This is a genomic window from Aeromonas allosaccharophila, assembly GCF_000819685.1.
Taxonomy (GTDB): Bacteria; Pseudomonadota; Gammaproteobacteria; order Enterobacterales; family Aeromonadaceae; genus Aeromonas; species Aeromonas allosaccharophila.
The window spans coordinates 1-15,806 of sequence record NZ_CDBR01000012.1; the positions used below are offsets into that span (position 1 = coordinate 1).

Genomic DNA, 15,806 nt, shown 5'->3' on the forward strand with positions numbered 1-15,806 from the left:
GATTGACCAGCTGGGTCATGGGGACGTGGCGGAAGATGGCCATGCCGATGATGGCCCAGACTAGGCGCTCCATGGGCATGCGGCGACGGCGCAGGGTAGCGACGCCCTCTTCGCCGAGCAGCGTCATGATGAGTTCGGGGGGAATGAGGTCAGAGAGTGACTCAAACTGGGCGGCATTGCTAGCGTGGAGGAAATCGAGAGCCTGTACGATACGCATAAAAAATCCGAAACCAATCAACAGGTTTCGGATTTTTACACATCAGCAGAATCGGTCAATGGATCCTTAACTGATCGACATTAAGTATCTACCCTGCTATTTACAAGGTAATACGGGGCTTTTAAGAGCTGCTTTGGCGGGTGAAAAAACTATTCGATGTTTTGAATTTGTTCCCGCATCTGCTCGATGAGGACCTTCAGCTCGACGGCGGACTGGGTCACCTCGGCGTTGATGGACTTGGAGCCCAGCGTGTTCGACTCACGGTTGAACTCCTGCATCATAAAGTCGAGGCGACGGCCACAGGCGCCACCTTTTTTCATGATCTTGTTGGTTTCGCTGATGTGCATCTCCAGACGATCCAGCTCTTCGGCCACGTCGATCTTCTGGGCCAGCAGCACGATCTCCTGCTCGATGCGGGCCGGATCCAGCTCGACCTTGGCTTCGGCCAGCCGGTCGGTGAGCTTCTGGCGCTGCCACTCGATGATCTGCGGCAGGTGGACGCGCACCTTCTTCACTTCCACCTGAATACCGGCCAGACGCTGTTCGATCAGCGCCTTGAGGTTGGCCCCTTCGCTGGCGCGGGAGGCGAGGAAATCTTCCATGGTCTGGTCAAAGCCACCGAGCAGCTCGGTGGCGACCGCGTCCATGTCCTGCTCGGCGGCAGCCATGACACCCGGCCAGCGCAGCACATCGACCGGGTTGAGCTGGCCCTGGCCCGCCTCTTTCATTACCCAGTTGGCGCTGTCGATGATCAGCTTGGCCAGCTCTTCATTGATATGCAGCTGTTTTGCATCGGCTTGAGCGGCTTCAAAACGCAGGTTGCACTCCACCTTGCCGCGCTGCAGCTTGGCACGGAAACGCTCACGCAGTACCGGCTCCAGGCTGCGCAGTTGCTCCGGCAGGCGAATGTAGGTTTCCAGATAGCGCTGGTTTACCGAACGAATTTCCCAAACGGCTGTGCCCCAGTCGCCCTTGAATTCCTTGCGGGCGTAGGCGGTCATGCTGTGAATCATTGATTGTTCCGGGCTTGATGAAGTGTGCGGCCAGTATACTCAGCCCGGCCCTGCTCGTCAGCCGATGCCGTGGTTTTAGCGGCTGATATTTGGGGCGGGATCACTTATAATCCCCCGCCAATTTGAGCCAGCCCAGAGGTCCGTTCCATGTCACGTCCCAGCGATCGCAGTGCCGCGCAACTTCGCCCGGTTACCATTACCCGCAATTTCACCAAACATGCAGAAGGCTCAGTGCTGGTGGAGTTCGGTAACACTCGCGTGCTCTGCACCGCCAGCGTCGACACCAGCGTTCCGCGCTTCCTGAAAGGGAAGGGCCAGGGTTGGGTCACTGCCGAATACGGCATGCTGCCGCGTTCCACCCACTCCCGCATGAACCGCGAAGCGGCCTCCGGCAAGCAGAGTGGCCGTACTCTGGAAATCTCCCGTCTGATCGCCCGCTCCCTGCGCGCGGCGGTAGACCTGACTGCGCTGGGCGAGCACTCCATCACCGTTGACTGTGATGTGCTGCAAGCCGATGGCGGCACTCGCACCGCTTCCATTACCGGTGCCTGCGTGGCGCTGGTGGATGCGCTGAACTGGATGGTCGAGAAGGGCATGATCAAGCAGAGCCCGCTCAAGCAGATGATCGCCGCCGTCTCCGTCGGCATGTATCAGGGCGAAGCCATCTGCGATCTGGAGTACATCGAAGACTCCGCCGCCGAGACCGACATGAACGTGGTGATGACCGAAGATGGCCGCATCATCGAGGTGCAGGGCACCGCGGAGGCCGAGCCCTTCACCCATGAGGAGCTGCTGGCGATGCTGGGGCTCGCCAAGGGCGGCATTGAAGAGATCATTGCGCTGCAGAAGCAGTCACTCTCCTGATTTTAAAAACGCGGCATTGGCCGCGTTTTTTTATACCCCCACACAAGACAACGACAAGCCAAGCAAGGAGCCAGAATGAAAGCCTACCAGCGTCAATTTATCGAGTTCGCCCTGGAGAAGCAGGTCCTCAAATTCGGTGAATTTACCCTGAAATCCGGTCGTAAAAGCCCCTACTTCTTCAACGCCGGTCTGTTCAACAGCGGCCGCGATCTGGCCCGCCTCGGCCGCTTCTATGCCGCCGCCCTGATGGATACCGGCATCCAGTTCGATGTGCTGTTTGGCCCGGCCTACAAGGGGATCCCCATCGCTTCTGCCACTGCAGTGCAGCTGGTGGAGCAACATGATGTGGATGTACCCTGGTGCTTCAACCGCAAGGAGGCCAAGGATCACGGTGAAGGCGGCAATCTGGTGGGCAGCCCGCTCAAGGGGCGCATCATGCTGGTGGACGACGTCATCACCGCCGGCACCGCAATCCGCGAATCCATGGACCTGATCCAGGCCAACGGCGCCTCGCTGGCAGGCGTGCTGATCGCGCTGGACCGTCAGGAGAAGGGCAAGGGCGAGCTCTCCGCCATTCAGGAGGTAGAGCGCGACTACGGCGCCCACATCATCGCCATCATCCAGATGAGCGATCTCATCGCCTATCTGGAAGAGAAGCAGGCCGAACAGCCGGAGCTGGCAGCACAACTGGCGGCCATGAAGGCTTATCGCGCCCAATACGGCATCTGAATGAGCTGAATCATGGCGCCACCCTCGTCGAGGGTGGCGCCATTTTTTATCCGCGTTTTCCAACACTGTTTTAAAAAGCGGGTGTGAACTGCTTGAGCTTGCCCTTACAGTAAAGGTTAGGGTTTGCCAGTCGGCGTTTCGTGGTGCCGACGGGTTCCCGGGAGGAACAGCATGACGACTCAACAGCAAAACCTCATTCATCTGCAATTGCCGCTCAGTGGCATGAGCTGCGCCAACTGCGCCAGCCGCATCGCGGCCAGCCTCAACAAACTCGACGGGGTCACGGCCACCGTCAACTTCGCGCTGGAGCAGGCGGCCATCGAGCTGGCCAGCCCTGACAGCCTGCCCGCTGTGCTCGAAAGCATCAAGAGTCAGGGTTACAATTACGGCAGCGAGACTTTTTTGTTTCAAATTACCGGTATGAGTTGCGCAGGTTGTTCGGCTCGGCTGAACAAAATGCTGGCCGCGCTGCCCGGCGTCATCTCCGCCGAGGTCAACTTCTCCCTCGAACAGGCCCGTATCGTGCTGGTGCCTAGCGCACAGAGCCCCGCCGCCCTGCGTGAACATATAGAGGCGCTCGGCTTTGGCGCCAAACTGGCGCAGGGCTCGGCCAGCGGCCGTCGCCAGCAGTTGCTGGAGCGGGAAGCGCAGGAGGCCGCCACTGCCCGTCAGGCGCAGACCCGGGTCATCGTCTCGGCTCTGCTCACCTTGCCGCTGCTGGTGGGGATGCTGGCCATGGCCGGACTGTTCCCTTGGCATCTGCCCGCCTGGCTGGAGCTGCTGCTCGCCACTCCGGTGCAGTTCTGGATCGGGGCCCGTTTCTATCGCGGCGCCTGGCTCGCCCTCAAGAACCGCGCAGCCAATATGGATGTGCTGGTGGCGACCGGCACCAGCGCCGCCTACTTCTACAGCCTCTATCTGCTGCTTAACCTGGGCATGGCTGCCAGCGGCCAGCTCTATTTCGAAGCGAGCGCCATCATCATTACCCTGATTTCCCTCGGCAAGTTGCTGGAAGCGCGCGCCAGACGCAGCACCCAGTCCGCCATTCGCGAACTGATGGCGCTGCGGCCGGAAACCGCCACCGTCTGGCGTGGCGAGAGCTGGCAGAGCGTCGCCATCGACGAAGTGCTGCGCGGTGATCGACTGCGGGTGCTGGTGGGCGAGCGGGTGCCGGTGGATGGCAGAATCGTGAGCGGCGAGAGCGAACTGGATGAGTCGATCCTTACCGGCGAGAGCCTGCCGGTGCCACGCGGTGCGGGCGACAAGGTGCTGGGCGGTGCCATCAACCGCTCCGGCGTGCTGGAGATCGACGCCACTACCGTAGGGGAGGATTCCAGTCTCAGCAAGATCATCGCGTTGGTGGAGAGTGCCCAGATGGGTAAGGCCCCGCTGCAACAGCTGGTGGACAAGGTCTCTGCCGTGTTCGTGCCGGTGGTGATGGCCATCGCCCTGTTCACCCTGCTGGTGTGGTACGCCATCAGCAATGACTTCGCGCAGGCGCTGCTGGCGGCGGTGGCGGTGCTGGTGATCGCTTGTCCCTGCGCGCTGGGGCTGGCGACACCTGCAGCCATCGTCACCGGCACCGGGGTGGCGGCGCGTCACGGCATTCTGATCAAGGATGTGGATACCCTGCAGAAGGCCCATGCCATCAAGGCGCTCATCTTCGACAAGACCGGCACCCTCACTCAGGGCAAGCCGGTGCTGGCCAGCTGGAGTGGCACGGTCGAGCAGCTGCGTCTCGCCGCCGCTCTGCAGCAGGCGAGCGAACATCCGCTGGCGCTGGCGATGCGCGAGGCGGTCGGCAACGGTGCGACATTGCCTCAGCCGGAAGCGGTCGAGGTGCGGGTTGGCGCCGGTATTGTCGGTCAGGTGGCGGGCCACTCGGTCGCCATCGGCAATGGCTCTTTGCTGGCCCAGCTCGGCATTGAACCGCCACAACAGGATGAACAAGCCGCCGATGGGGCGACCCGGGTCTGGGTCGCCATCGACGGCATGGTGGCAGGTATCGCCGCACTGGCCGATACCCTGCGCCCCGAGAGTGCGGAAGCCATCGCCACCCTGCGTCAGCGCGGTATCGCCAGCTGGCTGGTGAGCGGGGATGCACCGGCGCCGGTGGCCCATATCGCTGCCAAGCTGGGGCTGGACGGGGCGTTTGACTCCGTGCTGCCAGCGGGCAAGGTGGCGAAGGTCGAGGCGCTGCGGGCGCAAACCCGCGGGCTGGTGGCCATGGTGGGGGACGGGGTGAACGACGCCCCGGCGCTGGCGGCGGCGGATGTCGGCATCGCCATGGGCTCCGGCTCCGATGTGGCGATGGAGACCGCCTCCATCACCCTGATGCGATCAGACCCGCGGCTGGTGGCCGATGCCATCGACATCTCGGCGGCAACCTGGCGCACCATCCAGCAGAATCTGTTCTGGGCCTTCGTGTTCAACATCATCGGCATTCCGCTGGCGGCGCTGGGCTACCTCAGCCCCGAGCTGGCGGGGGCGGCCATGGCCCTGAGCAGCATTACCGTTTTGAGCAATTCCCTGTTATTGAAACGCTGGCAGCCCAGGGCGGCGCACGGGCCAGCATCCAACCCGATCAGTAAGGAGGCATAAATGAACATCAGCAAGGTTGCCAAGGCCACGGGGCTGACCGCCAAGACCATCCGTTACTACGAGAGCATCGGCCTCATCACCGCCCCGGTACGCAGTGACAACGGCTACCGCAGCTACACGGAAGGCGCGCTGCGCGAGCTGCGTTTCGTCAAGCGGGCGCGGGAGACCGGTTTCAATCTGGAGGAGTGTCAGGAGCTGCTGGCGCTCTATCGCAACGAGCACAGAACCAGCGCCCAGGTGAAGAAGCTGGCGCAGGAGAAGATCGTCGATCTGCGCACGCGCATCGCCGGGCTGCAGGCCATGCTCAGCTCGCTGGAAGGGCTGGTCTGCTGCTGCCACGGGGATGAGAATCCCGAGTGCCCGATCCTCGACGAGCTGGAGAAGGGGTGAGCAAGAGCTCACCGTCCAGCGCAGGGTAAGCCACAGATGATTGACTAACTTCTTAATAAACGGTGCTTTATTGTTGCTGGTCAGGGGGTAGTGGTAGACTGCTCGGCTCTTGTACAGGAGTACTCAGTTGACCCAGAGTGTGACACGCCAGGTTAAGCAGGCCATCATGGCCCAGCTCTATACCCACGCATCGTTCAGTCTCCCCTGTTTGGGCGTGTTGGCATTTGGCTGGAGTCTGCTGTTTCACGACTATCTGCCCGCCACCGAAGCGCTTGGCTGGCTGGCAGGGACTTTCCTGTGGCTGCTTGGCCGGGGCTGGCACCTGCGCTGGCGCCGAGCCCGCCTGCACCAGACACCGCTGCCGGTGCTGGAGCGCGAACTTTTCATCGGCGTGACTATCACCTCCATCATCTGGGCGCTGGGTGTGCTGCTTTACATGGACAAGCTGCCCGATACCTATCGGGCCGCCATGATGATGCTCTCCAGCCTCATTCTCACCGGCAGCGCCATCATGCTGTTTGGCAGCCGTCGTACCCTCTATGGTTCTGCCCTGCCGCTGGGTATGGCGATGCTGTTCGAGCTGGGCAATGGCAACGAGCAGGAGCGGATCGTCTCCTGCATGCTGGCGGGCTATCTGTTTGTCTTTCTGCCGACCCTGCTGCGGCGGATGCGGCGGGATCAGATCGCCTCGCTCCACCACCGTTTCTCCAACGCCGAACTGGTGGCCGAGCTGAAGGTGGTTTCCGAGCATTTGCGCCTCACCTCCCGCCTCGACGGCCTGACCGGCATCGCCAACCGCGCCCACCTCGACGACTCGCTGGAGCGGGCCTGGCGTCGCTGTCACCGCGCCCGCGCACCGTTGTCGCTGGTGCTGGTGGATGTGGATTACTTCAAGCAGTTCAACGATCTCTACGGCCATCAGCTGGGGGATGACTGTTTGCAACAGGTGGCTGGGTTGCTGGCCGAGGTGGAGCGGCGCGAGGACGATCTGGCGGCCCGTTACGGGGGCGAAGAGTTTGCCCTGCTGCTGCCCTGCACCGGCATGCAGGGGGCGTTGCAGGTGGCGGACAATGTGCGGCAGGCGCTCAAGGAGCTGGCCATCCCGCACCAGAAGTCACTGGTCTCCGGTCGGGTCACATGTAGTTTTGGTGTTGCGACACTGATACCGGATAACAGCATGAAAATCGCCGATTTGATCCAGAAAGCGGATGCGGCACTCTATCAGGCCAAGCATAATGGGCGGGATCGAATCGAAGTAGCCTTGATGGGTAAGGTTGCCTGAATTTAACGTGACAGATTAAAGAGGTTGTCTATGCAATGTCATCGTATCGAAGAGCTGCTGGAGTTGTTGCAGCCTGCCTGGATCAAGGAACAGGATCTCAGCCTGGTGCAGTTTGTTGCCAAACTGGCCAACGAAGCGGGATTTGAAGGTTCTCTGTCCGAGTTGACCGACGACATGCTGATCTATCACCTCAAAATGCGGGAATCCGACAAGCAGGCGATGATCCCCGGTCTGGCCAAGGATCATGTGCCCGATTTCAAAGAGGCACTGCTCAAGGCTCGCGGAATCAAGTGAATCTTTAGCGGAAGCGCATCACCTTGGGGTGATGCGCTTTTTTGTTGCCGAAAATTGCGATCCAACCCCAATATTAGATACATCTAATCCACACAATTAGCATGCTGTTTAAGATATAATCCGCTCCATAACAAATAAGGGAGCGATGTCTTGCAATGGCCGACCACGATAAAATCGATATCAAGGACGTCACCGACAAGGACGTAACCGGGACCTTCAACCCCCATACGTTCAAAGCCAGCGACGACAGATTCAACCCGGGCAACCGCATCTATGTGCGGGCCCAGAAAGGGTATTGGCAGCGGGTGCGCAAGGGGATGGGCTGGTTCTTCGTCGCCCTCTTCGTGCTGCTGCCCTGGCTGCGTTACGAGGGGCGACAGGCGGTGCTGTTCGACCTCGGTCATCAGCAATTCCATATCTTTGGCGCCACCATCTGGCCGCAGGATCTGACCCTGCTCGCCTGGCTCTTCATGATTGCCGCCTTCGCCCTCTTCTTCGTGACCACCTTCCTCGGCCGGGTCTGGTGCGGCTATCTCTGCCCGCAGACGGTCTGGACCTTCATGTTCATCTGGTTTGAAGAGAAGCTGGAAGGGCCCGCCAACAAGCGGCGCAAGCTGGACGAGGCACCCTGGAGCGGCGAGAAGCTGGCCCGCAAGGGGGCCAAGCATCTGGCCTGGCTGGCGATTTCGCTGGTGACCGGCCTGACCTTCGTCGCCTACTTCCAGGATGTGACTGAGCTGGTGCCGGACTTCTTCACCCTGCAGGCGGGGGGCTGGGTGCTGTTCTGGGTGAGCTTCTTCACCATCATCACCTATGGCAACGCAGGCTGGATGCGCGCCATCATGTGTATCCACATGTGCCCCTATGCCCGCTTCCAGTCCGCCATGTTCGACAAGGACACCTTCATCGTCGGTTATGACACCAAGCGCGGCGAAACCCGTGGTGCCCGTTCCCGCAAGGCGGATCCCAAGGCGCTGGGGCTGGGTGACTGTATCGACTGCGATCTTTGCGTGCAGGTCTGCCCGACCGGCATCGATATCCGCGATGGCCTGCAGTACGAGTGCATCAACTGCGGCGCCTGCGTCGATGCCTGCGACCAGACCATGGAGCGGATGGGCTATCCGAAAGGGCTCATCAGCTACACCACCGAGCACAAGCTGGCCAACGACTCCACTCATGTGGCGCGGCCCAAGCTGATTGGCTACGGGCTGGTGATGGCGGTGATGCTGGGGGTATTTGTCTACAACGCCATGTCCATCATGCCGATGGGGCTCGATATCCTGCGGGATCGCAACCAGCTGTTCCGCGAAAACAGCGAGGGGCTTATCGAGAACACCTACACCCTCAAGATCCTCAACAAGACCCTGCAGCCCCAGACCTACCAGCTGGATGTAGAGGGCTTGCCCGAGTATCAGTGGTTCGGTCCCCGTGAAGTGACCCTGAAAGCGGGCGAGATCTATACCCTGCCGGTCAGTCTGGCGGTCGACCCCTATAACCTGAAACGGCCGACGCTGGATATCCAGTTCGTGCTGAAGCGGGAGGGGGCTGCGCCCGATGACAGCAAGGGCAACCTGCGCCAGGGCAGCAAGTTTATCAGCCGGTTGTAACCGCGTGTGGTGGTGTGCCGGACGTGACACACGTCAGGTCACCAGCGAACACGGCAATGCCGGGCAGTGGTGATAGAATGGGGCGCAACGGCGCCCCTTTCTTATGGTGGATGACATGCGTTTCAACTATTCCGACCTCAATCCCGACCTCATCATGGATGCGCTCGATCTCAGCGGCCTGCGGCTCGACTCCGGTCTTATCGAGCTCAACAGCTACGAAAACCGGGTCTATCAGTTTCAGGATGAGGATCGTCGCCGCTATGTGGTGAAGTTCTACCGTCCCGGCCGCTGGAGCCGGGCCCAGATCCTCGAGGAGCACGAGTTTGCCACCCGTCTCGCCGAGGCGGAGATCCCGGTCGCCGCACCGCTCGCCTTCGCGGGCGAGACTCTGCTGGAGCACGAGGGCTACCCCTTTGCCATCTGGCAGAGCGTCGGTGGCCGCCAGTTCGAGGTGGATAATCTCGACCAGCTGGAGTGGGTGGGGCGTTTCCTCGGTCGCATTCATCAGATCGGCGCCAGCAAGCCGTTTCACCATCGGGTGCGGCTCGATGTGGAGAGCATGCTGCACGAACCGCGTCAGCTGCTGGCGTCTGGCGAGTGGCTGCCAAGCGGGCTGGCGAAGCAATTCTTCGGGGTGCTGGACGAGCTGATTAAACATGTCAGCGACGCCATGACCCTGGATGTGGCGCAGATCTCCCTGCATGGCGACTGCCACCCGGGCAACATCCTCTGGCGCGATGGCCCCATGTTTGTCGACCTCGATGATTGCCGTACCGGCCCCGCGATTCAGGATCTCTGGATGATGCTCAGCGGCGAGCGCCATGAGCAGCAGATCCAGCTCGACACCCTGCTGGCGGGCTACGAGGAGTTTATGGAGTTCGACTCGCGGGAGCTGGCGCTGATCGAGCCGCTGCGGGCGATGCGCATCGTCCACTACATGGCCTGGCTGGCGCGGCGCTGGGAAGATCCCGCCTTCCCCCGTCACTTCCCCTGGTTCAATACCGATCACTACTGGCGCCAGCAGATTGCGACCCTGCACGATCAGCTGGAAGCGCTCAAGGCGCCACCGTTGAGCCTGATGCCAAACTGGTGAAATAGAAGGGATCTTGCGTGGCAAGCGGGGCTCGATCTCCGGCCCTGACCATTGACGTCAGCATGGCGAAACAATAGGCTTGGCACTGCTTCGGTTCGCCGGGCGTGCCTCACAGTGATCCCTTAACAGGAAACATCATGAAAAAAGTTCTATTTTTCCTTGCTGCCATGCTGATGATCCCCATGGTTCACGCCGCCCCCGAGTTCAAGGAAGGCGTCAACTACGATGTGGTCAAACAGACTGGCAGTGCCCAGCCGGAAGTGATGGAGTTCTTCTCCTACTACTGCCCGCACTGCGCCACCTTCGAACCGATCGTTGAGCAACTGCAAGCCGGTCTGCCGAAAGGCGTCACCCTGAAGAAGAACCCGGTTGCCTTCCTCGGCCGCGAAATGGGCCCCGAGATGCAGCGTGCCTATGCCGTTGCCAGCCTGCTCAACGCCGAAGCCAAGCTGACCCCGGCCATCTTCACCAAGATCCACACCCAGCGTCAGCCGCCGATGAGCCGTGACGAGGTGAAGCAGATCTTCGTGGACAACGGCGTACCGGCTGAAGAGTTCGACGGTGCCGTCGACAGCTTCGCCGTCTCCGGCATGGTCTCCCAGTTCGATCGCAACACTGAGAGCTACAACATTCGCGGTGTGCCGGCCTTCCTAGTGAACGGCAAGTACATGGTGAAGATTGAATCCATCACCTCTCAAGAGCAGTTCAACCAGCTGGTGCAGTTCCTGTTGGCCAAGAAAGACTGATACCCTTGAGTCGATAAAAGCCCGCCGGTGCGAACCGGCGGGCTTTTTGTTTTCTGGCGATCTCGAAGATCAGACCCCGACGTGGAACGCCTGCTTGAGGTTGCGGATAAACTCCGCATCCCGACACAGGGTCTTGCCCGGGCTGTCGGAGATCTTGGCGACCGGGCCGCCATTGCACTCCATCAGCTTGAAGACGATGTTCATCGGGCTGACACCGGGCAGATCGCAGGTGAGCTTGGTGCCGATACCGAAGCTGGTGTTGATGCGGCCACGGAAGTGACGGAACAGCTGCACTGCCTTGTCGAGGTTGAGCCCGTCGGAGAAGACCAGGGTCTTGTCGGTGGGGTCGATGCCGAGGCGCTGATAGTGGCTGATCGCCTTCTCGCCCCACACCACGGGATCGCCGGAGTCGTGGCGCAAGCCCTGATAGCGGCTGGCCAGCTCGAAGTCGAAGTCCCGCAGGAAGGCATCCATGGTGATGCAGTCGGTCAGGGCGATGCCGAGATGGTCGGTGAACTCGTCCAGCCAGCTGGTGAGGGCGGCGCGCTGGCTGTGCTCCAGCGGGAAGCCGAGCTGCTGGTGCGCCTGGAACCACTCGTGGGCCTGGGTGCCCACCGCGGGCAGCTTGTACTTCTGGGCCAGCATGTAGTTGCTGGTGCCGCGAAACGCCGGCAGCCGCTCCTTGAGGCGACCCACTACCGCATCCTGCACCGCGTGGGAGAAGCGACGGCGGGTGCCGAAGTCGATGAGGTTGAACTCGCTCATCTCCTCCGGGCTCAGCTCCAGCTCCAGCTTGTCGATCTTTTGATCGAGCCGCTCCAGCGCGTGGCTGACACCGAACTGGGGGTAGCGGAAGCGGTTGCGCATCTCGCTGATGATGGCGAGCACCGGGATCTCCCACAGGATCACATCCTGCCAGGGGCCCTCGACCCGCACATTGATGCGGCCATCCTGCTCGAACACCTTGAGCAGAGAGGCATCGAGCGGCTTGCGGCGCAGGTGGTCGAGGTAGTCAGGGGTGAAGAAGGGGCGCTCGGCCAGAAAATCGAGCTCTGGCTTGGTCAGTCGCAGGGAACCGGCGAGGCGCAATTGTTCCTCGATCTGCCCCATCATGGGCAGCAGATCTTCTTCATTGCGGCTGTGAAACTCGGCCACCACCTCGGCATCCGGATAGCGATGGAACACCGCCTGCTGCATATGCAGCTTGTAGGCATCGGTGTCGAGCAGGCTGGTGAGGATTGGGGGCATATCAGGCGTCCAGCAGGCGTTGTACATCGATCAGGGTCTGGGCCAGTTCGGCGCCAGCCTCGATCATCTGGGTGTGGGCGCTGGCAACCGTCTCGGGCGCGATGCCACGGCAGGCATCGAGATGGACGATCACCCGGAAACCGGCGCGGCGCAGTTGCAGCACGCTGGTTTTGACACAGTAGTCGGTGGCGAGGCCGCCGACCAGTACGGTGTCGACCTTGCGGGCTTGCAGGAATTCGATGAGTCCGGTGCTGCGCCGTTCGGCCAGATCGTGATAACAGGCGCCGTAAGGGTGCAGATCCGGTTCGACCCCCTTCCAGACGAAGAAGTCATAGTCGATGGGGGCGGGCAGGCCGTCGAGCAGCTCGAAGCCCTTGCTGCCCGGCACGCAGTGCACCGGCCAGGTGAGGTCGGCGTTCGGCAGATCCAGCGGCAGCAGCATGCCGGCGGGGTCAGAGACGGCCCAGTTGGCATTGGCGGGGTGAGCGTCCTTGCTGCCGATCCGCAGCGTGGCGAGGGTGGCCTGAGCGTTGAGCGCAGCCACAATATCATCACCGCCCGCGACGGGCAGTTCGTTCGGGCAGAGGGGGGTAAAGCCCTTCTGCGCATCAATATCCAGGCTGGCGACGGTTCCCATGATTGGCTCCTGCACATACTATTCGTGTGATATTATCTACCAAACATTAATGGAAGGCGAGCAGGGCGATCGGCATGCTGAGAATGAGTCTGGATATGGTGGTGCTGCGGTTGCATGACGAGCGGCTCGAGCTGCTGCTCGAGACCCGCGATCGCCCCCCCTTTGCCCACTGTTGGCAGCTACCCGGTTTGCGTATCGACGAGGCACTGGATCGGGATCTGGACGCCGCCCAGCGCCGCCTGCTGGCGGAGTGGGGGCTCGGCCACTGCTACAGCGAGCAGGTCTGCACCCTCGGCAATCTGGAGCGGGATCCCCGCGGCTGGTCCACCACTCTGGTTTATCTCTGTCTGGTCGATCCGGAAGTGGAAGTGACCCACGGCTGCTGGCATCCGCTCTCCAATCTGCCGGGGCTGAGCCTCGCCTTCGATCATGTCCAGCTCATCGCCAAGGGGCTGGAGCGGCTGCGCATCAAGAGTCGCTACAGCACCCTGCCGTTGCATCTGCTTGGGCCCGAGTTCACCCTTTCCGAGGTGCAGCGCGCCTTCGAAATCATCCTGCAAACCCCGATGAATACGGCGGCATTTCGCAAGCGGATCCATCGCGCCGACATTCTGGTGGATACCGGCCGCAAGCGTACCGGCAAACAGCGCCCCGCCATCCTCTACCGGCTGGAGAGCCCCTGCTGCGTGATGTTTGATCAGGTGATGCATGGAGCGGAAGCGTGAGTTCCAATCCCGTTCGTGTGCTGGTCAGCGCGTGCTTGCTGGGCCAGCCGGTGCGTTACGACGGCCAGAGCAAGGGGATTGTCAGCGACTGGCTGAGCGAGCTGGGTGCCGAAGGACGGGCGCTGGCCTTCTGCCCCGAAGTGGCAGGCGGTCTGCCGACCCCGCGCCCTCCTGCAGAACGACAGGGTGAGCGGGTGGTGACGGCGAGCGGAGTGGATGTGACTGAAGAGTTTGATCGCGGCGCCGAGCTGGCCCTCGCGCTCTGTCAGGCGCAGGGCATTCGCTTCGCGCTGCTGAAAGAGGGGAGCCCCTCATGTGGCAGCGGCCGTATCTATAACGGCCACTTCGAAGGGGTCTCTGTGGCGGGCGAGGGCAAGACCACCGCCCTGCTGCGCCGCCACGGGATGGCTGTTTTTTCCGAAGATCAGTTGGCCGAGTTGGCCTCAGCGCTCTCTTTGGATTCTTCCTTGGCTTTGGCGGCAACTGGCAGCGGCGCCTGACCGCGCTGCCACCCCTCCAGCACCTTGTCCTTCTCCTGCCAGCGCTGGTTTAGCCACGCCTGAAAACCGCGCTTGAACTGCTTGTCATTGAAGTAGTCGCCAACCAGCGCCTCATCCACCGGCAGCTCCTCAATCCGCACCTGAATGCGTTTTACCCGCCCCATCAGGAAGTCCTTGAACGGGGTCTCGGCGTTGTCCGGATAGCGGATGGTGACGTTGATCAGGCTGTCAAACTGCTCCCCCATGGCGGCCAGCGTAAAGGCCAGACCCGCCGCCTTGGGTGGCATCAGATGGCGGTAACGGGAGCGGGCAGCATCCCGTTTCTGTTCGGTGAAGCGGGTTCCTTCCACGAAGTTGATGACAGTGGTGGGGATATGGCGAAACTTCTCGCAGGCGTTGCGGGTGGTTTCGATATCCTTGCCGCGCAGGTGCGGATTTCTTAACAGAAACTCTCTCGAATAACGGCGCATAAAGGGCATGTCGAGCCCCCAGCAGGCGAGCCCCAGCAGCGGGATGTAGATAAGCTCGTGCTTCATGAAGAACTTGGGCACCGGCAGCCGATCCCGGAACAGATGACCCAGCACCACGATATCGGTCCAGCTCATGTGGTTGCTGATGATGAGATACCAACCATCCTTGCGCAGCCGGGTCTTATCTTCGATCTGCCAGTCGATGCGCATCGTGAGACGGATCACCAGCGCATTGCAGGCCAGCCACAGACGCATGAAGCGGTTGTTGAGGCGGCTGCAGGCGCGACCAAAAGCCGGAACAGGCAGCAGCAGTTTGGCCAGCGATACCAGCAGGATCAGGCTGGCGCACAAGGCGGTGAACAGGATGGTCAGGCCCGCGCTGATGATCAGCACCAGCGGGCCGGGAAGCAGGGATAGCATGGATGTTTACTGCGCCTTGGTTGCCAGCAGTTGGCTCAGGGTCTGGTCCTTCTCGTGCCAGATCCCGTTCAACCACTGTTGAAACTCTTGTTGGAACTCGGGGTCATTGAAGTAATCCCCCACCAGCTTGCGGTCGATCGGCAAATAGCGGACCTGAACCTTGATTTGCCCGACCCGGCCGCACATGAAATCCCAGTAACTGGGAATACCGTCCGGATAGGCGATGGTGACATCCACCAGTTGATGCAACTGGTCACCCATGGCGGCCAGGGTAAAAGCGATGCCGCCTGCTTTCGGTTGGAGCAGGTGACGATAGGGCGAACCCTGCTTCTGATGTTTGCCCTTGGTGAAGCGGGTGCCTTCGACGAAGTTCATCACACTCACCGGAATGTGGCGGAACCTGGCGCAGGCCTTACGGGTCGTTTCAATGTCTTTTCCCTTCAGATGCGGGTGTTTTTCCAGAAATTTTCTGGAATATCGCCGCATGAAGGGGAAGTCGAGTGCCCACCAGGCCAGACCGAGAAAAGGCACCCAAATCAGCTCTTTCTTCAGAAAAAACTTCAGGAAGGGGATTTTTTGGTTAAAAACCCGCTGCAATACCAGTATGTCGACCCAGGATTGATGGTTGGCAATCACCATATACCACTCATTCCGGCGCCCTTTGTCCACTCCGACCACCTCGAAAGGGGTTTTGATGATGGTTTTCTGGATCAGATTGTTGAATCCGATCCAGCAGCTGGCACAGCCATCCAGCAGGGCATTGCAGAGGGTTCGCCACCCTTTGAGCGGTAACGGCAGCTTGAGCAGACCCAGCAAGAAGATGGGGATAAACCAGAAGAGAGTGTTGATAAAATAGAGCAGGGTGGAGAGGCTGCCGCGCAGTCGCTCTGTCATCTTGTTGGGCATGAGTTCGGGTCCGTCTTGCTGTCGATAAAGGGCCATCAAGTGGTCAGATCTGTGGCCATAATAT

Annotated in this window: 17 protein-coding genes; 11 read left to right on the forward strand and 6 right to left on the reverse strand. The window is 60.9% G+C overall.

What is annotated here, in order from left to right; all coding sequences use genetic code 11:
• Together BN1115_RS02195 and BN1115_RS02200 are read right to left on the reverse strand one after the other, a co-directional pair.
• Nucleotides 1-217: transposase domain-containing protein (locus tag BN1115_RS02195; protein ID WP_042655876.1), on the reverse strand; the 217-nt coding region annotated here is incomplete at its 3' end.
• A 149-nt stretch (nucleotides 218-366) separates the two neighbouring features.
• Nucleotides 367-1,230, reverse strand: a complete 864-nt coding sequence (locus tag BN1115_RS02200; RefSeq protein WP_042655877.1) for a YicC/YloC family endoribonuclease — start codon at nucleotides 1,228-1,230, stop codon at nucleotides 367-369.
• Nucleotides 1,231-1,377: 147 nt separating this feature from the next.
• Between BN1115_RS02200 and rph the strand changes: the two genes are divergently transcribed.
• The 9 genes from rph (at nucleotide 1,378) to BN1115_RS02245 (ending at nucleotide 10,836) form a co-directional block, all read left to right on the forward strand.
• The gene (gene rph, locus BN1115_RS02205; RefSeq protein ID WP_042655878.1) at nucleotides 1,378-2,094 is read left to right on the forward strand and encodes a ribonuclease PH; all 717 of its coding nucleotides are present in this window, start codon (nucleotides 1,378-1,380) and stop codon (nucleotides 2,092-2,094) included.
• Nucleotides 2,095-2,169: 75 nt separating this feature from the next.
• Nucleotides 2,170-2,823, forward strand: a complete 654-nt coding sequence (gene pyrE, locus BN1115_RS02210) for an orotate phosphoribosyltransferase (protein ID WP_042655879.1) — start codon at nucleotides 2,170-2,172, stop codon at nucleotides 2,821-2,823.
• 171 nt (nucleotides 2,824-2,994) lie between these two features.
• Nucleotides 2,995-5,424 carry a heavy metal translocating P-type ATPase gene (locus BN1115_RS02215; RefSeq protein ID WP_042655880.1) on the forward strand — a complete coding sequence of 810 codons (2,430 nt, stop codon included), beginning with the start codon at nucleotides 2,995-2,997 and terminating at the stop codon, nucleotides 5,422-5,424.
• Nucleotides 5,425-5,814 (forward strand): Cu(I)-responsive transcriptional regulator, encoded by a 390-nt coding sequence (gene cueR, locus BN1115_RS02220; protein ID WP_042062472.1) that lies wholly within the window; start codon nucleotides 5,425-5,427, stop codon nucleotides 5,812-5,814.
• 127 nt (nucleotides 5,815-5,941) lie between these two features.
• On the forward strand, nucleotides 5,942-7,096 hold the full coding sequence (locus BN1115_RS02225) for a GGDEF domain-containing protein (RefSeq protein ID WP_042655881.1): 1,155 nt from the start codon (nucleotides 5,942-5,944) through the stop codon (nucleotides 7,094-7,096).
• Between the two features lie 30 nt (nucleotides 7,097-7,126).
• On the forward strand, nucleotides 7,127-7,390 hold the full coding sequence (locus BN1115_RS02230; protein ID WP_042062469.1) for a YihD family protein: 264 nt from the start codon (nucleotides 7,127-7,129) through the stop codon (nucleotides 7,388-7,390).
• A gap of 155 nt (nucleotides 7,391-7,545) precedes the next feature.
• The gene (gene ccoG, locus BN1115_RS02235) at nucleotides 7,546-8,997 is read left to right on the forward strand and encodes a cytochrome c oxidase accessory protein CcoG (protein WP_042655882.1); all 1,452 of its coding nucleotides are present in this window, start codon (nucleotides 7,546-7,548) and stop codon (nucleotides 8,995-8,997) included.
• A 103-nt stretch (nucleotides 8,998-9,100) separates the two neighbouring features.
• Nucleotides 9,101-10,090 carry a serine/threonine protein kinase gene (locus BN1115_RS02240; RefSeq protein WP_040095068.1) on the forward strand — a complete coding sequence of 330 codons (990 nt, stop codon included), beginning with the start codon at nucleotides 9,101-9,103 and terminating at the stop codon, nucleotides 10,088-10,090.
• A gap of 137 nt (nucleotides 10,091-10,227) precedes the next feature.
• The gene (locus BN1115_RS02245; RefSeq protein ID WP_042655883.1) at nucleotides 10,228-10,836 is read left to right on the forward strand and encodes a thiol:disulfide interchange protein DsbA/DsbL; all 609 of its coding nucleotides are present in this window, start codon (nucleotides 10,228-10,230) and stop codon (nucleotides 10,834-10,836) included.
• A gap of 69 nt (nucleotides 10,837-10,905) precedes the next feature.
• Here BN1115_RS02245 and pncB read toward each other — a convergent pair whose 3' ends face one another.
• Nucleotides 10,906-12,084 (reverse strand): nicotinate phosphoribosyltransferase, encoded by a 1,179-nt coding sequence (gene pncB, locus BN1115_RS02250; RefSeq protein WP_042655884.1) that lies wholly within the window; start codon nucleotides 12,082-12,084, stop codon nucleotides 10,906-10,908.
• A gap of 1 nt (nucleotide 12,085) precedes the next feature.
• Nucleotides 12,086-12,721, reverse strand: a complete 636-nt coding sequence (locus tag BN1115_RS02255) for a nicotinamidase (protein WP_042655885.1) — start codon at nucleotides 12,719-12,721, stop codon at nucleotides 12,086-12,088.
• A 74-nt stretch (nucleotides 12,722-12,795) separates the two neighbouring features.
• Between BN1115_RS02255 and BN1115_RS02260 the strand changes: the two genes are divergently transcribed.
• Together BN1115_RS02260 and BN1115_RS02265 are read left to right on the forward strand one after the other, a co-directional pair.
• Nucleotides 12,796-13,446, forward strand: a complete 651-nt coding sequence (locus tag BN1115_RS02260) for an NUDIX hydrolase (protein ID WP_042655886.1) — start codon at nucleotides 12,796-12,798, stop codon at nucleotides 13,444-13,446.
• A complete protein-coding gene (locus BN1115_RS02265) occupies nucleotides 13,443-13,946 on the forward strand; it encodes a 2-thiouracil desulfurase family protein (RefSeq protein WP_042655887.1) in 504 nt (167 codons plus the stop codon). The genes BN1115_RS02260 and BN1115_RS02265 overlap by 4 nt, the downstream gene beginning before the upstream one ends.
• Here the strand turns inward: BN1115_RS02265 and BN1115_RS02270 are convergent.
• Together BN1115_RS02270 and BN1115_RS02275 are read right to left on the reverse strand one after the other, a co-directional pair.
• On the reverse strand, nucleotides 13,871-14,836 hold the full coding sequence (locus tag BN1115_RS02270; RefSeq protein WP_042655888.1) for an acyltransferase: 966 nt from the start codon (nucleotides 14,834-14,836) through the stop codon (nucleotides 13,871-13,873). The genes BN1115_RS02265 and BN1115_RS02270 overlap by 76 nt on opposite strands.
• 6 nt (nucleotides 14,837-14,842) lie before the next feature.
• A complete protein-coding gene (locus BN1115_RS02275; RefSeq protein WP_042655889.1) occupies nucleotides 14,843-15,742 on the reverse strand; it encodes an acyltransferase in 900 nt (299 codons plus the stop codon).
• Nucleotides 15,743-15,806: the final 64 nt, after the last annotated feature.